The organism is Methanobacterium petrolearium, from assembly GCF_017873625.1.
Lineage (GTDB): Archaea > Methanobacteriota > Methanobacteria > Methanobacteriales > Methanobacteriaceae > Methanobacterium > Methanobacterium petrolearium.
Map to the genome: position 1 here is coordinate 48,309 of NZ_JAGGKL010000009.1, position 17,596 is coordinate 65,904.

Below are 17,596 nucleotides of genomic sequence, written 5' to 3' on the forward strand. Positions count from 1 at the left end.
ACCTCTTTCAACTTGTATTTAATAGTTATTTAGATAATTATGTTCAGAAAATAGCTATATCTCCATTTATCTGTATTTGGAGTCAGTTTATTGCATATCCATTGTGATGAGGTTATTTCTTTCCTCCATAAATAGAAAATACTCCGTACTTATAATAACAGTCCACTTGTTTGAATCCCACAGATTTTAAGGCATCCAACTGATCTTGCAAGTTATCAGGATGATTATCTGGATTGTTTTTGTACTGTAGTGGCAGATACTCAAAATTTGTATCAACTTCCAGATTATCCTGGTTTTCATGTATCCATTCACTCCAAAGTACACGATACCATCTTTCCAGCTCATTGACAGGAGCTTTAACCACATCTATGTTTAAAAAAAACCCACCATGATTTAGATGATTATATATGTAAGAGAAAAACGATCTTTTCTCTTCAAGGTGTAGGTGGTGGATGGCCAGGGATGAAATCACAAGATCAAATCCATCAACTAGAATATCACTCTCTTCTGATTCACTTTTAAGTAGTTTTTGGAATGTTTTATGGATAAAATTTATATGACTATATGGTTCCAGATTTTCCCGGGCATTTTTGAGCATTTCAGAGGAACCATCAACTAAAGTGGCCTGGATTTTATCATCTTCCTTTAATAGTTCCATGGTTAGTGCTCCATTACCACAACCCAGATCTAAAACCTTAATTGGCCTTTCCAATTCACTGTCTAACAGGAAATATTTATAAAATGATTTTAATATCATGAATAATCTTTTTCTTTCCAATATGTAGATATCAGCGTTTTCTACGAATTCTTTGGCATGTTTTTTCTCTGCCCATCCTGATTTTTCGAATTTGCTCATATGAATCGCCTTAATGTTTATGATGAATGCTAAATACCATTAACCTGTTACTTCGTAGCTATTCCCTTGAAAAAGTTATAGAAAAATGTTCCAGAAGGTTCTGCTGATTTGTGTAAATCTTTAATACCCTTCTCCCATATTTCAATATCTATCAAGCCGGATTCAATTGCCTGCTCTTTAACTCCTTCCACCATGGCAATGATAGTCTTTTTTATAAATCTATCCACCAGTTCGCCCTTGCTGGAGTCCACATAAACCACTCTGGGATCTACTTCGATGTTTTTAAATCCTGCTTCAGTTAATAGAGGGTAGAGTTCCCTGCCCATTAATGGATTACACTTCAAATCTTTTTGAACCTTAATCAAACACTGCCAGACTTTTACAGCCTCTGCAGTCTCTGGATAGAAGTAACAGGAGCCATGATCTCCTTCAATAACAGTGATAGAGCCTCCTTTTTTTAGAACCTTCTTCAAACTTAGAAGTGCTCCCACTGGGTCAGGCAGATGTTCTAAAACAAAGCAAATGAACACATGGTCAAAGGTTTCATCCTCAAATGGGAGTTTCATGATATCTGCTATTTGAAATTTAACATTTGAAAACCCTTCCCTGTTAATTAAAGCCTTTGCATGATTTAAAGATGGTTCTGATATATCCACTGAAGTTATTTCTGCCAGAGGACTGTTCCTAGCCAGGGTGATGGTCTGGGCTCCTACTCCACAACCAGCCTCCAGTACCATACTATCTTCAGGATAACTTGTGTCATGATGCATTAGCAGGGCCAGTGCTTTTGCCTGATCAACCAGTCTAATTGCTTCTCTTTCTGAGTATCCATGGACATAATCTTTTCTCATTTAGATAAACCCTAATTATTAATGATTTTTATCAATGTTATTCAAAGAATAGTTAAATTAGAGCACTATTTAAAACTTCATAGCATGTTTTTGTACATTGAATTCATTCTCAGCATTAAATCTAACCCAAAGCAGAACCTGGTTTACAATGTAAAATAAAAAAGAAAAAGAGAAAAAATTCTGGAAATATCCTTGTCATGCCATTTATTTAACCTTAATTTATGATACAGAACAAGGACACAGCATCTTTTTTCCTTATCATTTTATCATTCAGTTCATTCCATGTTTTGGGATAATATTTCAATTTATGCTCCATATTTTCCAGTGATCTGTGCCTCAGCCAGTACGTGGCCTTCCATTGCATCTTTCACCTGCTGTTTTGTAGCTCCCGGTTCCAAATTGAGCGTAGTATCCAGTGCATAGATTTTAAATGCATATCTATGTGTTCCCCTGGGTGGTGATGGTCCTGAGTAACCTATGGTGCCCATATCGTTGGTTCCCTGTTTTGCACCGTTATCCAATGTTCTTTGGTTGGTTATGCCTTCAGATAGCTGGGTGATGTTTGCAGATATGTCAAACACTATCCAGTGGTAGAATGCACCCCCACCAGAGCCTGATGCATCTGGATCTTCACAGGTTATGGTGAAACTTACGGTATTCTGGGGTGCTGAAGTCCAGGAAAGGGGTGGGGATATATCCTCACCATCCGCGGTGTACTTCTGTGGTATTTGGCCACCCTGAACAAATGCCGTGCTGGTTATCTGAAAACTTCCCGATTGATTACTGGTTTGATTGGTGATTTGATTGCTTTGGGTTGTGCATCCTGATACAAAAACAGCCAGAGATACCAGTACTACCCCTAAACCTAAAATTAGCTTTTTTTCCATTGTATCCCCCCTAATTCTCTTTATTTTTATATATTTAAAATATAATTTGTATTGTTATAAATGTTGTATACAAAAATATAATAAAATTTACCTTCCACTAAGTATGCCCCTAAAAAATCATGCCACCATCAATCTACCTGAATCAGACTTTATTTGTCACTTAAGCACTTCATTTAAGACTTTTTATTTTAAATATATAATTATCATTCTTAATTTTTTTCCATGGAGTCTAATTGAAGTTTGATAGTATGATATTCATCTTCCAAGTCAGGTCCCCTGGAAAATGGAATTTTGAGTGATACCTCCCACCAGTTCTGGATCTATAAGTTAGCGTATCTCATCTACCAAGCTTCTCGAAGTAAAAATCCGTTTAAATACTTAAAATATCCATTTTTATCTTTTTAACCCCAAATCTAATGTTAAATTCTTCCAGAGCATTTTAAATGTCAATTTACTGGTATCCTTAGCAAATAATTGATATAATACTCATCCAGAAGTTCAGGTACTCTGCAGGTGTGGAACGAGTGCATAAAACAGGCACATCCATAATATAGGGCATTTTTAATAGTTCACTCTCGATACTATCTATCCTTTAATATCATGAACCAACAGTAATGGTCAGTGATCATCAGGGTTTTTCACTCAGGGTTTAAATATTCCCTCATAGAGTTTATGAACATTGATCTGATGTCCACTTCTCTTTTAGAGTTCTCAGAACTTTCTGGTAAATGGCATGGTTGAAACTCTTAGGGTAAAGTGGGCCAGTATAACTGATATTTCCATATATATTGCTCCTTCAAGAAATTATTACACCTTTAAAATGTTAGATGGTGATCTTCAATAGTATTGAAAGAGCGATAAATAATATAAGGTTGTTAATTGCCAGCAAAACTCCCACTCCCCTACCGAAACCCCCGTGGAAGAGTATGCTCAAAGTTAAAAATAGACTTTGAAGCAATAAGAACGTTGCGAAGAATATCAGTCCCAGGTTGAACTTGGATTTTATTTCCTTATAGTTCTGCCAGTAAATATAAAATAATCCTACTAATAAAAGAATGTTGCCAATTCCAATAATTGCTGCAATATAAAACGACCATAACTCCATTGAACTATCTACTATCATTATTTTACCCCTTAACATTGGATCAAATAACCATGTAATATTTATTTATTATTTTTTCCCTATTTATCCACGATTTCGTTCCAAATTTCCATGAAAATACCGTAATTTTCTTCCATTTTTGTGGTTAAAAAGTACATGGTACCATATTTTTCCCCAGCAGGCATAACCATCTCATTTTCTTCCAGAACATCAATATGGTACCTTATGGTTTTATAATCAACTTCAAGAATCTCTGCAAGCTGATTAACATTATAGGGCCTTTCATTTAGGAAATTTATAATTTTAGCCCTATTTACACCCCCTCTGGTTCCTGCGATCAAGTACCATAGCATCCTTCTCATGTTAACCTCTCAATAAAACTCCAACATAGTATTAGTTATGATTACAGAGTTATATTAAGGTTATCTGATTTTTAGTTTGCTATTATTAGTTTCCATTTGATCTTCCAAACATAGAGCCCGGTATGGTTTAGTACTGATCCGAATAGTGGAAGTAAAGCAAAAGTGCGCTTACAAAGAGTACAGAATACAATATAACAGACACTATCGGATAAATAGGATCTATTTCTAAGTTTCCCCCTATTGAAAGCATTAAAACTTCAGGAGCAGCCCATGGGGAAAGATAACATTTGTCCCAGTGATATGCTGCCAGGTTAGGGATGATCCCCGCCACTGATATGACCATTGCCGGGATAAAACTCCTGAAAATCAAAGTCAAAATCATAGCCAAAGGTATGATAACCAGGGTGGTAACACCAGCCAGCAAGAATTCGGAGTTGTAGTTGATTACTTCATCCAGGGTAATGGGAAACCCTAAAAGGAGAGCGCAGATTGTGTTAGTTAGAGCCACACAAGCATATAACCCCAGAATGAAAAGTGCAACATACACTAATTTTCCGGTGATGATTTTTAACCGAGAATAAGGAGTGGTTAAAATGTTTCCAATAGTATGGGACTGGTACTCATAAAAAACAGCGCTTATGGCAATGAATGATGTGATCAATGGCCCAATAAGGAATATGAATAACTGTACCACTCTGCCTGTGAATGAATGCCACGTATATATACCCTGGGTTATTAAATCGTCCCTTACCATGAAAGTGCCGATTGCAATGATTAATACAGGCGATATCATCCCTAAAAAGCCAAGAGTGTAGATATAAGTACGTTTATACTTTTTATATTCAGATTTCAGTAAATTAATCATAAAATCACCTCAAAATCAGTTGTATCAGTAATTCCCAAAAATCTCTCTTCCAAAGTTTTTGAAACTGATTCAAGATTATAAACATTGATTTTGTTTTCAACCAGGGTTTTATTGATTATCACATTATCTTCACGTTTGCAGAATACTTTAAACCCTTCAGGCAGTTTTTGAAAATCAAAATTTGTTGCTTCAAGTATCTGGGCTGTTTTTTTAAATTGATCTGTTTCCAGGATTAGGGAACTTTGTTCATCACTATTAATGAGTTCTATTTCTCCTTCTTCAAGAAGCCGGCCTTGATCAATGATTCCAATATAATCTGCGATTTGCTGTACTTCAGAGAGTAAATGACTGGATACGAAAATGGTAATCCCCATGGATTCTGAAAGGTGGCGGATTAACTTTCTCATATCAATGATCCCCGCAGGATCCAGACCATTAGTGGGTTCATCCAAAATTAAAATACGTGGCGAGTGTATTAAAGCGTTGGCTATGCCCAGACGCTGCTTCATTCCCAGAGAAAACTTGCCAACTGGTTTATTACCAATGGCAGTATCGGTATCAGACAGGCCAACTGTTTCCAGTGATTCGTTGATCCTGTATTCCTCAGTTTTAAACATTTTTGAAGTTATTTCCAGATTTTCATAGGCAGAAAGATTTTCATAAAATCCAGGAGTTTCTATTATGGCTCCGATATCCGCCAGATACTGGCTACGGTTTCTGGTCATTTCATGACCAAAAATCTTCACATGTCCTGTATCGGGCTTGATAAGATCCATTATCATTCTTATGGTGGTGGTTTTACCTGAACCATTCCTTCCCAGGAAGCCGTATACTTTGCCTACCGGCACCCGGATCCCCAGATCATCTACTGCTTTTACATCTTTGTATTTCTTGGTGAGATGGTCGGTTTCAATAGCATAATCCATTTTATCCCTCACTTCCAACTTTAATCATTTATAAGTTCAAAATGAGTTGATAGTATTATAAACCCTAATTCGAACTTTTTTAGTTGATTCATAGTTGAAATGAGATTTATATAGAATAAAAAGATTTTTCCAGTTCCCTTCAAGATTCGTTCTGGGTTTGTTCCAGATCTCTTCCATATCTATGGTGCCAAAAAAAGTGAGTTGATTGTCTGGTGAGTAGAACCAACTGATTGATTGAGTGATTGGAAAAAATTTAAAACGTAAGAAGTTAAATGGAAAAAGATTAGAACTTATTATTTATTCCCTGGTGATTTTAAAGAGTATGGACAGGGCAACTAACTGTACTATATTAATTAAAAACAGCGGTAGTCGGGGCCCATGTATTTCTGAAACGTAGATGTTAACAGGGTTGATATCAATGGGGATTAGTAAATTTATGGCAATGAATAGGGTGGACATTACATTTTGCAGGAGCAGAAAGGATGAAAAATACAGTAATCCTATGGTAAATCCTGATTTAATCTGTTTATATGTTTTCCAGTATGCTTTGAGTAGGAAAAGTAACAGGCAAACGTTTGCAATTCCTACAGTTAAAGCCACTATTAATAATGATAATCCCAGTTCTCCCATTAACATGTCATCATCCATTGAATCTAGAATTGTGAATAAAAAAATATCTGGTGAATTATCATTACTCTTATAATTCAGGTAAATTCACCTTTTATTCACTGGAATGTTAGTATTTAGTTCTGTATTTTTCCATCAAATACATTTACAATCCTATCAGCCATTTTTCCCACGTAGGGTTCATGAGTTACCATCACCAGAGTTACATTCTCCTTATCATGGAGATCACGCAGGAGTTTCAGGATCACATCCCCTGTTTTGGAGTCTAAAGCCCCTGTAGGTTCATCAGCAAGAATTATGGAGGGATGATTGACCAGTGCCCTGGCTATGGCCACCCTCTGACGCTCCCCACCTGATAATTTGGTGGGGATTTGATCTTTCTTATCTGTCAAGTTCACGGATTTTAAAAGTTCCAGTGCCCTTTCTCTCATCTGGCTGGTGGAAAAATCTGATTCATACATGGGTATTTCCACATTCTCCATCACAGTGAGGTTGGGTATCAGATTGTGCATCTGGAAGACAAATCCAATTTCTTTTGATCGGAATTCGTCAAATTTTTTGTTTTTCATGAGATCAATACCCGCTACCTTAATGGTTCCTTCATCAGCCACATCTAATGCTCCAATCATATTCAGGAGTGTGGATTTTCCCGAACCAGATGGTCCCATTATGGATAGGAACTCTCCCTTTCTCACTTCCAAATTTAAACCATTTAAGGCTTTTATTTTCCCACCATCATAAGTCTTCTTAAGGTTATGAATTTCAATGATGTTGTTTTCTTTATTCATATGCTCTCCCCTTATTTTATCCCCTTCATTCATAGCGCAACGCCTCTGTTGGTGATAGTTGGGATGCCCGGTATGCTGGGTACAATCCACCAATTATTCCCACAACAAATGCCACCAGGAATGCTCTGATGAATATATCCGGTGCAAAGGATGGTTCTATGGTTCCACTGAAGTAAACTGAGAGTAAAGCTACAACTCCTATCACTGCCACTATGGTTCCAGCCACTGCAGCGATTAAGGTCAAGACCACGGATTCACCGAGTATCATTCCCAGTATTCTTTTTTCCTTCCATCCTACAGCCTTTAAAACACCTATTTCGCGGGTTCTTTCAAATACTGACATTACCATGGTGTTTACCACTCCCACTCCACCTATTATTATGGCTAAGAGTGAAATTGCCCAGTTGGCTGTGTCTATGGTGTTAAGTGCATTGTTCATCCGACCTGCCATTGATGCAGCAGTTGTGGTGGATAATTCAGTGGGATATGCTGTTTCAATTGCTTTACCTACTTCTGTTGCGTTGGCATTTTCATCTATCTTCACTGCTATGTTACTTACCTGGTTATCATTGTTAGTCAGGTTTTGGAGTGTGGATAGTGACATGAAAGCTCCGGCATCAGTTATGAAGCTTCCAGTTTCATAAATTCCAGTTATGGTGAAATCCTTACCAAATAAGTTAATGGTGTCCCCCACCTTTTTATCGAGATTAGTGGAAGCTGTTTTACCAATTATGACCTCATTTGTACTTTCATTAGAATACAATGCCCCATCAATGTTTTCGATTCCTGCAAGGCTTAATTTCTCAGGATCCATTCCTGTGACTGAGAACCCAGCGAACCCCCCAGGAACACCACTTGTACTGGTGGTGCCTGTTCCTGTTGAAGTTCCTGACACAGCAGTTGCTGATGATTCACTGGTTGAAGTGTTGGTTGCTCTTAACATTCCTGCAGTTTCTTTTACTCCCGATATATCCATGAGTTCAGTGACTCGGCTTTCATTGATCCTTCCTGATCCATAGTTACCAGCGCCAGTCTGCATCACACTGACTTCAGCAGCCCCTGCTTTCAGGGTGCTGGTGGTTGACGCTTTAAGACCACCAGTGACCATGCCCAATGCCACAATGACCATTATGCCTATTGCAATTCCTACAATAGCAAGTAAACCTCTTGTTTTATTCCTGAATGGATTTTTCAGGATCAACTTTAAGTATGACATGGGTTTTCATTTTAAAAAGGATTATTAAATGTTTATGCCGAATTCAAGCATTAATGAAGTGAAAATTATGCACAAATTATACATAAATCTAATCATCCCCCACCTCACTAACACATGCTGCCCTCATTTCCACCTATAACCATTTTGTTGAAATAATTATTCTCGAGTGATTTTCAGAAGAATTGATAGTGCAATTAACTGAACTATGTTAATCAGAAATAGTGGTAATCTGGGGCCACTTATCTCAGAACCATGGAATTCTATTTGAACGAATAGGGGCAAAGCCAGGAATATGGTGGCAACGATATTCTGGAAGAGAAGAAAAGTTGAAAAATATAATAATCCAATGGTAAATTTTGATTTTACCTGACGGTAAGTTTCCCAATACGAATACAACAATCCTAACAACAGGCATACATTTGCAATTCCAATCGCCACTGCTACAAAGATTACCACATCACCAAAAGGACCATATTCTGCCAGTACCATTGTTTTACCCCTTTATCTGACTCAAAGTTAGAGCCTATTTAATTTAGTTTTAATTCTTTCCAGATTTCCTGAAATGTATCATAATTTTCTTCCATTTTATCTGTGAGGAAGTACATTTCACCATATTTATGTTCACCTGTCGATGTAATGACATTATTTTCTTTTAAAACTTTAATATGATGTCTTATCGTCTTATAATTTAAATTTAATTCTTCTGAAAGTTTATTGGCATTGTAAGGCCTGTCATGTAATGTCATAATGATTTTAGCACGGTTTGGCCCCCCTGTTGAGCCGGCTATTAACCACCAAAGCAGCTTCCTCATAGGATCACATATTCCTAGATTTAGATTTTATTTATATTCTGGAGATGAATGGAATATGATTTCAATTACTAAAATAACATTCTATAAAAAACCGGATGGTGTGGTAGTATCAATTCTAAAGAAGAGATAGTACCATGAACACGTCCCCACCAGGACCATACTCTCCTTCTGAAAATTTATCAATATATTCTGCCCGATAATATTCTCCGGGTTTTAATTCTTTTTCGATAAATCCTGCCTTCTTGTAGGATTTTATGGCCATTTTATTGTATTTTGAAGGGCGTATGATTATATTTGCATAGCCAAGATCCTTAACAATCCTTACAAGTTTTAAAATAGCCTGCGTTCCATGACCATGACCGGTACAGGCTAAATTTTTTAGCCAAATATCAAATTCAGTGATTTTTTCAAAAAGATGAAAGGAAGTGTAGGATATGATTCCTATATCCTCCTTCTTTCCATTTTTTGTGGAAACAATAATGTAACATCTCCCCTTTTCTGGCTGGGAACCAATGAAATAATAATCCTGATAATCTGCTTTAAATTCTTCATAAGAGGGTATAGTCTCCTCAGTCAAGCCTTCTAACTTGTTTAAAAACATTGAAAAATCTGAATAATATAACCAGTAATATGCTTTCTTTCTGTCCCCAATTGTAGCCTTTCTAAGTCTTATCATGCAAATCCCAGTCATTTTGACGTTATATTATATAAATTAGATGTATAATATTATTTTGATATCTTTTTTAATAAATTTTCTAAAAAGAAAAAGGAGAGTTCAAGTGGATGAAACTCCAACTTAAACCTATTTACTATCCTTGTTGACTATTTTTCCATCACTCATATGGACGATTTCATCTGCAAAACTTGCTGATGCTGGGTTATGAGTAACTACCACAATACTGACCCCATTATTATGATTCAGATCCTGTAGTATTTGCATTATGGAATTGGCATTTGCTGTGTCCAGCTCTCCTGTTGGCTCATCAGCCAATATTAGGGACGGATCATTGATCAGGGCTCTGGCAATAGACACACGTTGTAGTTCTCCCCCTGAAAGCTGTGTGGGGCGTTTATGATATTTGTCCTCCAATCCCATCTTATCCAGAACTTCCTTTGCTTTCTCCAGATCCTTGTTAATCATTGGGAGCATGACGTTCTCCAGTGAGGTGAGCTGGGACAGGAGGTTGAACCTCTGAAATATGAATCCGATTTCATTCCTCCGAAGACGGGCCTGTTCCTTCATAGACATGTTGATGGTTTCTTCCCCATTGATACGGAATAAACCCATAGTAGGTGTGTCCAATATACCAGCCACGTGTAGAAAGGTTGATTTACCAGAACCTGAAGGTCCCATGACTGCGGTGAATGAACCTTCATCTAACCTCAGATCTAGTCCTGCCAGGGCATTCACCAGCCCATCACCCATATGATAGGTTTTCCAGACGTTGTTGAATTCAAGTACGTGTTTATTCATTTCGTAAAGCCTCCACTACATTGAGTTTTGATGCGCGCATTGCAGGGTATAATCCTGCAAGTATGCTTAAAAGGGTAGACCCACCGATCACCCCTAAAATCAGCCATAACGGCATCATTCCAGGAATATAATCTCCAAGTTGCAGTAAATTGGCAATTATCACAATTCCAATAAGTCCCAATATTACACCAATAAATCCCCCTAAAAATCCTAATAAACCGGATTCAAACAGGATACTTCCTTTTATTTCCCAGTTAGTAAATCCAATGGCCTTTAATACCCCTAACTCTTTTGTTCTTTCCATGACACTGATTAGCATGGTGTTTATCACGCTTATGATCCCCACCAGTAAAGCAATACTGGCTATGATTCCCATGAAAAGCAGTGCCTGTCCTGTCATTTCCTGAATTTCACTCACATGTTCTGATTTGGTTACTGCTGAAATTCCGTCTATATTTTTTTCCACCTCATCGGATACTGTTTCAGGATCTCCATTGGTCCTGGCATAAATAGCACCTACCTTATCTCCTGCCATTTCACGAACAGTATCCTGATTTAGGTAAATATAAGGAACTTGCGTTTTTTTAACTATTCCTGTAACAGTCAATTCATTGCCTTTAACGGTTATTACACTCCCAACATCATAACCTAACTTTTCAACTGCTTCTTTGTTGATTACAACACCTTGCGTCCCTTTTATTAGTTTAACATCCTTCCAGTTATTGACTCCCTCCACGTATAGTTCAGTTCCATTTACATCCTCTGAAAACTGGGTCACTTCACGGAAATCATAGAGATCGGACTGGTTTCTTATTTTGGATACGGTTTTATTATCCATTAAATAAGATCCAGAGCTGGATGCTGGTGTTATTACTATATCATACATATATGCATTTGTTTCATCTTCAATCGCTGTGGTTACCCCCGCGGTTAAACCTAATAGTGTCATAAGCATTGCCGCGCCAATTATTATACCCAACATGGTTAAAGAGCTTCTTAGTTTTCTTCTTCTTATATTGTTAAATGACAATTTGTAAAGATCCATTTTCCCACCTGAAATATTGTTTTAGCTATTTATCTAACTATTTTGTTGATTTCATCCTTTTTTAGAATTGTGAAATAAATTATTCATCCTTTAAATCTGCATGTCCCTCTAGAACGGATCACAGAGGCGTAAAATCATACCCATTTTTAAACATCAAAAAGCATGACTTTCAGTGGGACATCCTGATTTTTAAAATCAAATTTACCATCACTATCCAAAAAAAAACCTCCTTTAAAATAATTCATGATTTATTTGTTATTTAATTGTAGTTTAACCCCATAAAAATAGTTTTTTTAATAATTCAACCTTATTTTCCCCGTTTTTTATTCTGTTTCGCCATGATTTTCCCCTAATTTATACCCAAATTCGCCCAGAATTGGAAAACTGAATTTTAAAAAAGAGGAATAAAATAGATTTAAAACTCATTTAAAATAATTAACCAGATGAAAACTAAATTGTTACCGTTAAAAATATTTAAAGTCAAAAAAACTGAAAATAAAATTTTAAATTTTAAAAAAAAGTAAAAATAATGATATTTAATGAATTAGTTCCACAGGAATAGTATCCGTCATCTTATCCCCCATATAGTACACTTCAGTATCAGATCCTCGGAATTTTTCTACAATCTGCATGAAAATGGCAAAATTTTCTTCCATTTTATCTGAAAGGAAGTATAATATGCCATATCCCTTACCAGCAGACACTACTATATCATTTTTCTCTAAAACTTCGATATGATACTTTATGGTTTTGTAATTAAGAGAAAGGATTTCAGCAAGTTGATTAGCGTTGTATGGTCTTTTCTTCAATTGTGCTATGATTCTAGCACGATTTATTCCGCCTTTACTTCCTGCCAACAATTCCCATAATAATTTTCTCATGAAAAACCCTTCTACATCCTTTAATTTTAACTCCCTTTTTTACCTTCTATAATCCTTAAATTCCATTTTAAATATCGAATTGCCAATCCATAGAACCACTTAGTTACGTACACCAGACCGGCCAATAAAGCCAGACCAAATATTGTTAAACCAATTCCATACAATATTCCTATTAAAGTACCCAACAACCCATCATATGCAGTTACATTTAAATTGTAAGGAGGTAAAATTGGTTTTAGAACCGTTCCAAGTGTGATAAAAATCCCACCAAAAACCATTGCCCCTCCCAAGACAAATAAAGTTAATAAAATTGCAATTAACAACATGGCAGGTACTGCCACAAATATCAAATTGAAAATTCCAAGCCCTGCTGTAGCCAGTGCCGCTTCAAATACACTGCCTGCTGACTGTTTATTTTCTGCTTTTCTAAGCATGTATTCGGCTTTAATTTGTTTTGCAATGTTTTTTGGATTCCCAAGTGCTCCTGAAATTTCTTCTTCAGTCCTACCTTTTTCTAAACCAATCAGGAAGTGTTCCTCATAATCCGAAATTATATCCTCTCGTTCCTCCTTTGGAAGTTTTTTCAGAAGTTTATTGAGTTTTTTAATATATTCATCCTTATTCATCCTTAATATCCCCCAAATTATCAACTAATTTCTCATGAACTAAATTATTAACACCTGTGGAGAATTCATCCCATTGCACAACCAATTCTTCCTTTTTTTCTTTTCCTAAATCTGTTATCTGATAATATTTCCTTGAAGGTCCATCTTGCGACTCTTTTAGGTAAGGAATCACCATTTTATCCTTTTTTAGCCTTCTTAAGAGAGGATAAATAGTACCTTCAGAAATTGAAATGCTCTTTGAAATTTCATCGACCATTTCGTAACCGTAACAGTCTTTTCTGTCTAGAAGAACCAGTACACAAAGTTCCAGTACACCTTTCTTAAATTGTGGGTTCATGATTATCACTGAATCTTACAAGGTACTGTATAATGCAAGGTACTATTTATAGTTTTAGACCTGCCCCATAAGTACACCGCAATTGCATAAAATGGGAATGAAAAGGCAAAATAAGTAAAAAAAATTGAAAATAAAAAATTTAAAAGTCTAATATTCAGTTATAACCAGCATTTCATAGTCTTCAACTGTTAAAACGTCATTTTTACTGAATTCACCAAGTTTGCACCCATAAATACCAATTTCATTAAAACCAAGGGATTTTAGAAGCCATGTGATTTCAGAAGGAACGTAATATCGTTCATTGCAGTTTAAAATAAGTTTGTTGCCATCATCATCTTCTGTTTCAAACCGGTATTTGTCCCGGAAGGTCATGAGGTCAAATGTGTTTCCGCTGTTGGTCTGAGATTTAGAATTGGCATTTATGAAATCTTTAACTGAATGAAACAAAGGGAACAATCCATTAAGGGTGGTGAAGATCAATTTACCCTTATCATTCAGTGAACGTGCCGCGCTTTCCAATATCTGGAAGTTCATCTGGTCAGTTTCCATTAATGGGAAACCACCCTCACACAGCATGATAACCAGGTCAAACTCCCCTTTAAAGGGGAGATCTCTGGCATCAGCCTGTCGGAAATCTATCTCAAATCCAGCATTACTCGCATTTTCCCTGGCTTTTTCCAACATATTCTGGGAAAGATCCACACCAGTGACCGAATAACCTCGTTTGGTAAGTTCAATGGTATGTCGACCGGTTCCACAGCCAACATCCAGAATTTTACAGTTTTTATCGTGGTTAATTTCAGATTCTATAAAGTCAACTTCCCCCATGGTACCCTGAGTGAATGATTCCTTTTCATACTTATCAACGTAATTTGTGAATAGTTCCTCGTACCATTGCTTCATTTATGACACCTGTAACTTTTATCTGTAATTCAGAGTATATGAATTAGTTAATTATTAAAAACCTTACTATCTTTAATGACGCGTCAAAATAATAAACAATTACTTTATAATTAATTTATAAGGGATTGGAATGACTGATTGGCTCTCAAAATTCAACTATGATCCTACTAAATCACTTCTCGAATCAGGGAATGAAACAATCATCTATTTTACAAAAAAGAATCTCTTAGAAGAAGATGTAAACCCCATTGAGTGTCTTTGGAATTTATCAGAAGTCCAAAAAATAGTCAAAAAACAAGTTGAAGATGGTTCATGGCCCATCAACGGAAAATACGCTGTTTCTGGAGTTAAATATCCTTTAATTGAAACCTGGAAACAGATAAGGATTTTAATCCAACAATATGAGTTGAACAATACCCATCCATCCATCCGAAAAGTTGCTGAATTCATATTCTCCTGCCAGACTACTGAAGGAGATATCCGGGGAATTCTGGCCAATCAGTACACCCCTTACTACACCGGAGCAATAATGTACCTTTTGATTAAAGCAGGTTACCAAAACGACCCTCGCATAGAAAAAGGTTTTAAATGGCTTTTGAAAATGCGACAAGACGATGGTGGTTGGGTAATCGGTAGTCCCGGTATGATTGGCCTTTCAGATCTCACCAGGGCAGAGATGAATGATCTAACTTCCAACAAAAATAGGGAGACTGCTCAAGCATTTGACAGATCTAAACCCTTTTCTGCGGCAGGCACAGGAATGGTCCTACGGGCTTTTTCTGTTCATCCTACCTATAAAAAATCTGAAGCAGCATTAACTGCAGAACGACTTTTAAAATCAAAGTTCTTTAAAAAAGACAACTGGACATCTTATCAACATCCGGATAACTGGTTACGATTCCAGTACCCATTCTGGTGGACTAACCTGGTATCTGCACTGGACTCACTTTCTCTTATGGGATTTTCAAAGGAGGATAATGATGTTGAAAAAGCCTTAAAATGGTTTATTGATCATCAGGAACCAGATGGATTGTGGAAAGTTTCGTATTCAAAAATTCATAAGTCTCCAGATGACCAGAAAACATTTAAATCAAAATTATGGATTACTTTAGCAATTTGCAGGATTTTTAAGAGGTTTACAGAATGTTAAAAACAGTTATCATGTTAAAATGAGAAAGAATATAATATTAAATATCTACAAAACGTAGGGGGACAGTTATGAAAGAGGATTACCACATTGATCTTGAAAAATTCCCTTTAAATAGATTTAAGAAAGAATTATCAGAATCAGAACTTATTCCCAGCAGGAAAATATTAAAAGAAAAAATAAATGAAAGATTCGAAATTCTGGAAAATAATGGAATTGGAAACCTACAGGATCTCAAAGTATCATTAAAAACCCCTAAAAAAACCCGAGAATTTGCAGGTAAATCTGGCCTACCTGAAGATTACCTCCTGATTTTGCGGAGAGAAGTGAATAGTTACACTCCCAACCCTGTTAATCTAGAAAAATTCCCAGGAGTGGAAAAAGAGACTGTGAATAAATTAAAAAGTGTTGGGATTAAAAACACGGCTCATTTGTTTAAAAAAGTTAAAACTCCTGAGGATCGGATAAAATTGGCTGCAGAACTTGAAATACCAGAGGAAGAAATTCTGGAATTGGCAAAATTAACAGATCTTTCCAGAATCAAGTGGGTTGGCCCTGTTTCTGCCAGGATTTTTCTGGATTCAGGGATTGATACTGTTGAAAAGGTGTCTGAAGCAGATGCTGGATCCTTTTACAAAAAACTTGTTGAACTTAACCAGAAAAAAAAGTATACCAAAGCTAAATTCCTAGAAAGTGATGTTGCTTTGTGTATTAAAGTTTCTAAAATGGTACCCAAGACAATAAAATACTGATTAACGAATTTATAATTGAATCTATAACTAAGGTGCTCTAATGACAGATATTCACCTAAAAAGTCATAATAGAAAAGACCTTATGATGTGGTTTGGAAATTGATTTCTGATCCCTTAACTTACCCCCAAATCTATCCATTCTGGTTATCCAAAATAAAAGAAGTTGATTCTAACTTTTTCAAAGGATAAGGTAATGTTAAGGACATGATAACCATAATAATCGGGATTAACATTAATAAAGCCATCCCAAATAGCATTTTCTGACTTATCTTCTGACCTGCTATTTCTCCCACTTTAAAGGCACCACTAAATATTCGCAGCACATCCCCCAAAAGATAAGTTAACATTAAAACTATCCATAACGCTGAAAGGATTATTTGTACATCTTCCATGATTCAATCTCCATAGAAGTCCATATAGTTCTGTTCGCTAAATCTTCTTTGCTACAATAAAATAGAACTTTAAATGTCTTAATTTTAACTTTTCAGTTTCAACAATTTGAAAATTACCATTATATATTAAATCCTCTAATTCAAAGAATTTATAGAATTTCGTAGAGATTACACGTGCTTTTTCCATGATAAATAAGGCAGAAAAAGAAAGAATTCTTGAAAACTTCTTCTCCTCCTCCCCCATACATTCTGTTGAAGAAATGAAAAATCCACCTGGTTTCAATAATTCGTTAATCCTTTGCATAACCTCAGGTGTGTCTTCTAAATAATTTAGGATATTGAAAGCCAGTATCACATCAAAAGATTCTTTCAAAAGTCTCTCATCAAATATGGTTGCTTGCCTGAAGTGGGCATTCGGAGTTTTACGATCATGTGCCTTTCTTTTTGCAATTTCGATCATTTTTGACGATGTATCAATACCATGAACCTCTTTAACATCGCTAGCAATTTCCAGTGCTTGAGTTCCTGTACCACATCCAAGATCTAAAACCATGTCGCAGTTATTCAGATATTTTTTGGTTTTTTTAAGGTTCGTGATGTGAATCTTTGTAAACGGCTCTTCACTTTTATCATAATTATTTGCCATCAAGTTCCAAATCTTTTCTGACATAATCATTCCCCCCTATTTAGAATGTGTTTATATTATTAGGATCAATAACCATATCGACTTAAACAGGCATTATTAAG

The 17,596-nt window shown here is 36.1% G+C and carries 23 protein-coding genes; 2 read left to right on the plus strand and 21 right to left on the minus strand.

Annotation, left to right across the window (positions count from 1 at the left end; genetic code table 11):
* Positions 1-112: 112 nt before the first annotated feature.
* From J2743_RS09190 to J2743_RS09280, 19 genes are all read right to left on the minus strand, one after another.
* Positions 113-856, minus strand: coding sequence for a class I SAM-dependent methyltransferase (locus J2743_RS09190; protein WP_209626474.1), 744 nt, complete (start codon positions 854-856; stop codon positions 113-115).
* Between the two features lie 47 nt (positions 857-903).
* Positions 904-1,707, minus strand: a complete 804-nt coding sequence (locus J2743_RS09195; protein ID WP_209626476.1) for a methyltransferase domain-containing protein — start codon at positions 1,705-1,707, stop codon at positions 904-906.
* Between the two features lie 305 nt (positions 1,708-2,012).
* Positions 2,013-2,594, minus strand: coding sequence for a YbhB/YbcL family Raf kinase inhibitor-like protein (locus tag J2743_RS09200; protein ID WP_209626479.1), 582 nt, complete (start codon positions 2,592-2,594; stop codon positions 2,013-2,015).
* Positions 2,595-3,417: 823 nt separating this feature from the next.
* Complete coding sequence (locus tag J2743_RS09205) at positions 3,418-3,717, minus strand: DUF8036 family membrane protein (protein ID WP_209626481.1); 300 nt, start codon at positions 3,715-3,717, stop codon at positions 3,418-3,420.
* A gap of 59 nt (positions 3,718-3,776) precedes the next feature.
* The gene (locus J2743_RS09210; protein WP_209626483.1) at positions 3,777-4,058 is read right to left on the minus strand and encodes a winged helix-turn-helix domain-containing protein; all 282 of its coding nucleotides are present in this window, start codon (positions 4,056-4,058) and stop codon (positions 3,777-3,779) included.
* Positions 4,059-4,185: 127 nt separating this feature from the next.
* Entirely contained in the window at positions 4,186-4,923 is a 738-nt protein-coding gene (locus J2743_RS09215) for an ABC transporter permease (RefSeq protein ID WP_209626485.1), read from the minus strand.
* The gene (locus J2743_RS09220; RefSeq protein ID WP_209626487.1) at positions 4,920-5,849 is read right to left on the minus strand and encodes an ABC transporter ATP-binding protein; all 930 of its coding nucleotides are present in this window, start codon (positions 5,847-5,849) and stop codon (positions 4,920-4,922) included. The genes J2743_RS09215 and J2743_RS09220 overlap by 4 nt, the downstream gene beginning before the upstream one ends.
* 297 nt (positions 5,850-6,146) lie before the next feature.
* On the minus strand, positions 6,147-6,485 hold the full coding sequence (locus J2743_RS09225; RefSeq protein ID WP_209626489.1) for a DUF8036 family membrane protein: 339 nt from the start codon (positions 6,483-6,485) through the stop codon (positions 6,147-6,149).
* A gap of 107 nt (positions 6,486-6,592) precedes the next feature.
* The gene (locus J2743_RS09230; protein ID WP_209626491.1) at positions 6,593-7,264 is read right to left on the minus strand and encodes an ABC transporter ATP-binding protein; all 672 of its coding nucleotides are present in this window, start codon (positions 7,262-7,264) and stop codon (positions 6,593-6,595) included.
* A gap of 25 nt (positions 7,265-7,289) precedes the next feature.
* Positions 7,290-8,480, minus strand: a complete 1,191-nt coding sequence (locus tag J2743_RS09235; RefSeq protein ID WP_209626493.1) for an ABC transporter permease — start codon at positions 8,478-8,480, stop codon at positions 7,290-7,292.
* A 156-nt stretch (positions 8,481-8,636) separates the two neighbouring features.
* Positions 8,637-8,969 (minus strand): DUF8036 family membrane protein, encoded by a 333-nt coding sequence (locus J2743_RS09240; protein ID WP_209626495.1) that lies wholly within the window; start codon positions 8,967-8,969, stop codon positions 8,637-8,639.
* A 38-nt stretch (positions 8,970-9,007) separates the two neighbouring features.
* Positions 9,008-9,292, minus strand: coding sequence for a winged helix-turn-helix domain-containing protein (locus J2743_RS09245; protein ID WP_209626497.1), 285 nt, complete (start codon positions 9,290-9,292; stop codon positions 9,008-9,010).
* Between the two features lie 115 nt (positions 9,293-9,407).
* Complete coding sequence (locus J2743_RS09250) at positions 9,408-9,968, minus strand: GNAT family N-acetyltransferase (protein WP_209626499.1); 561 nt, start codon at positions 9,966-9,968, stop codon at positions 9,408-9,410.
* A 126-nt stretch (positions 9,969-10,094) separates the two neighbouring features.
* Positions 10,095-10,766, minus strand: coding sequence for an ABC transporter ATP-binding protein (locus J2743_RS09255; protein WP_209626501.1), 672 nt, complete (start codon positions 10,764-10,766; stop codon positions 10,095-10,097).
* A complete protein-coding gene (locus tag J2743_RS09260) occupies positions 10,759-11,811 on the minus strand; it encodes an ABC transporter permease (protein WP_209626503.1) in 1,053 nt (350 codons plus the stop codon). Before J2743_RS09260 ends, J2743_RS09255 begins: the two co-directional genes overlap by 8 nt.
* A 536-nt stretch (positions 11,812-12,347) precedes the next feature.
* Positions 12,348-12,692 carry an ArsR/SmtB family transcription factor gene (locus J2743_RS09265; RefSeq protein ID WP_209626505.1) on the minus strand — a complete coding sequence of 115 codons (345 nt, stop codon included), beginning with the start codon at positions 12,690-12,692 and terminating at the stop codon, positions 12,348-12,350.
* Between the two features lie 26 nt (positions 12,693-12,718).
* Positions 12,719-13,318: an HAAS signaling domain-containing protein gene (locus J2743_RS09270; protein ID WP_209626507.1), complete on the minus strand. Its 600-nt coding sequence runs from the start codon at positions 13,316-13,318 to the stop codon at positions 12,719-12,721.
* Positions 13,311-13,655, minus strand: coding sequence for a PadR family transcriptional regulator (locus J2743_RS09275; RefSeq protein ID WP_209626509.1), 345 nt, complete (start codon positions 13,653-13,655; stop codon positions 13,311-13,313). The genes J2743_RS09270 and J2743_RS09275 overlap by 8 nt, the downstream gene beginning before the upstream one ends.
* A 147-nt stretch (positions 13,656-13,802) precedes the next feature.
* On the minus strand, positions 13,803-14,558 hold the full coding sequence (locus J2743_RS09280; protein WP_209626512.1) for a class I SAM-dependent methyltransferase: 756 nt from the start codon (positions 14,556-14,558) through the stop codon (positions 13,803-13,805).
* Positions 14,559-14,688: 130 nt separating this feature from the next.
* Between J2743_RS09280 and J2743_RS09285 the strand changes: the two genes are divergently transcribed.
* Positions 14,689-15,708, plus strand: a complete 1,020-nt coding sequence (locus tag J2743_RS09285) for a prenyltransferase/squalene oxidase repeat-containing protein (RefSeq protein ID WP_209626514.1) — start codon at positions 14,689-14,691, stop codon at positions 15,706-15,708.
* Between the two features lie 68 nt (positions 15,709-15,776).
* Positions 15,777-16,457, plus strand: a complete 681-nt coding sequence (locus J2743_RS09290) for a DUF4332 domain-containing protein (protein ID WP_209626516.1) — start codon at positions 15,777-15,779, stop codon at positions 16,455-16,457.
* A gap of 131 nt (positions 16,458-16,588) precedes the next feature.
* Here J2743_RS09290 and J2743_RS09295 read toward each other — a convergent pair whose 3' ends face one another.
* A complete protein-coding gene (locus J2743_RS09295; protein WP_209626517.1) occupies positions 16,589-16,849 on the minus strand; it encodes a DUF6326 family protein in 261 nt (86 codons plus the stop codon).
* A gap of 37 nt (positions 16,850-16,886) precedes the next feature.
* Positions 16,887-17,519 (minus strand): class I SAM-dependent methyltransferase, encoded by a 633-nt coding sequence (locus tag J2743_RS09300; RefSeq protein WP_209626519.1) that lies wholly within the window; start codon positions 17,517-17,519, stop codon positions 16,887-16,889.
* Between the last annotated feature and the right edge of the window lie 77 nt (positions 17,520-17,596).

What these genes read in the sequence shown, in the direction of transcription:
- J2743_RS09225 (WP_209626489.1), bottom strand. Translation starts at nt 6,485, where the DNA reads ATGTTAATGGGAGAACTGGGATTATCATTATTAATAGTGGCTTTAACT.
- J2743_RS09195 (WP_209626476.1), bottom strand. Translation starts at nt 1,707, where the DNA reads ATGAGAAAAGATTATGTCCATGGATACTCAGAAAGAGAAGCAATTAGA.
- J2743_RS09200 (WP_209626479.1), bottom strand. Translation starts at nt 2,594, where the DNA reads ATGGAAAAAAAGCTAATTTTAGGTTTAGGGGTAGTACTGGTATCTCTG.
- J2743_RS09260 (WP_209626503.1), bottom strand. Translation starts at nt 11,811, where the DNA reads ATGGATCTTTACAAATTGTCATTTAACAATATAAGAAGAAGAAAACTA.
- J2743_RS09245 (WP_209626497.1), bottom strand. Translation starts at nt 9,292, where the DNA reads ATGAGGAAGCTGCTTTGGTGGTTAATAGCCGGCTCAACAGGGGGGCCA.
- J2743_RS09275 (WP_209626509.1), bottom strand. Translation starts at nt 13,655, where the DNA reads ATGAACCCACAATTTAAGAAAGGTGTACTGGAACTTTGTGTACTGGTT.
- J2743_RS09230 (WP_209626491.1), bottom strand. Translation starts at nt 7,264, where the DNA reads ATGAATAAAGAAAACAACATCATTGAAATTCATAACCTTAAGAAGACT.
- J2743_RS09240 (WP_209626495.1), bottom strand. Translation starts at nt 8,969, where the DNA reads ATGGTACTGGCAGAATATGGTCCTTTTGGTGATGTGGTAATCTTTGTA.
- J2743_RS09300 (WP_209626519.1), bottom strand. Translation starts at nt 17,519, where the DNA reads ATGTCAGAAAAGATTTGGAACTTGATGGCAAATAATTATGATAAAAGT.
- J2743_RS09255 (WP_209626501.1), bottom strand. Translation starts at nt 10,766, where the DNA reads ATGAATAAACACGTACTTGAATTCAACAACGTCTGGAAAACCTATCAT.
- J2743_RS09290 (WP_209626516.1), top strand. Translation starts at nt 15,777, where the DNA reads ATGAAAGAGGATTACCACATTGATCTTGAAAAATTCCCTTTAAATAGA.
- J2743_RS09280 (WP_209626512.1), bottom strand. Translation starts at nt 14,558, where the DNA reads ATGAAGCAATGGTACGAGGAACTATTCACAAATTACGTTGATAAGTAT.
- J2743_RS09215 (WP_209626485.1), bottom strand. Translation starts at nt 4,923, where the DNA reads ATGATTAATTTACTGAAATCTGAATATAAAAAGTATAAACGTACTTAT.
- J2743_RS09220 (WP_209626487.1), bottom strand. Translation starts at nt 5,849, where the DNA reads ATGGATTATGCTATTGAAACCGACCATCTCACCAAGAAATACAAAGAT.
- J2743_RS09210 (WP_209626483.1), bottom strand. Translation starts at nt 4,058, where the DNA reads ATGAGAAGGATGCTATGGTACTTGATCGCAGGAACCAGAGGGGGTGTA.
- J2743_RS09270 (WP_209626507.1), bottom strand. Translation starts at nt 13,318, where the DNA reads ATGAATAAGGATGAATATATTAAAAAACTCAATAAACTTCTGAAAAAA.
- J2743_RS09250 (WP_209626499.1), bottom strand. Translation starts at nt 9,968, where the DNA reads ATGATAAGACTTAGAAAGGCTACAATTGGGGACAGAAAGAAAGCATAT.
- J2743_RS09295 (WP_209626517.1), bottom strand. Translation starts at nt 16,849, where the DNA reads ATGGAAGATGTACAAATAATCCTTTCAGCGTTATGGATAGTTTTAATG.
- J2743_RS09285 (WP_209626514.1), top strand. Translation starts at nt 14,689, where the DNA reads ATGACTGATTGGCTCTCAAAATTCAACTATGATCCTACTAAATCACTT.
- J2743_RS09190 (WP_209626474.1), bottom strand. Translation starts at nt 856, where the DNA reads ATGAGCAAATTCGAAAAATCAGGATGGGCAGAGAAAAAACATGCCAAA.
- J2743_RS09265 (WP_209626505.1), bottom strand. Translation starts at nt 12,692, where the DNA reads ATGAGAAAATTATTATGGGAATTGTTGGCAGGAAGTAAAGGCGGAATA.
- J2743_RS09235 (WP_209626493.1), bottom strand. Translation starts at nt 8,480, where the DNA reads ATGTCATACTTAAAGTTGATCCTGAAAAATCCATTCAGGAATAAAACA.
- J2743_RS09205 (WP_209626481.1), bottom strand. Translation starts at nt 3,717, where the DNA reads ATGATAGTAGATAGTTCAATGGAGTTATGGTCGTTTTATATTGCAGCA.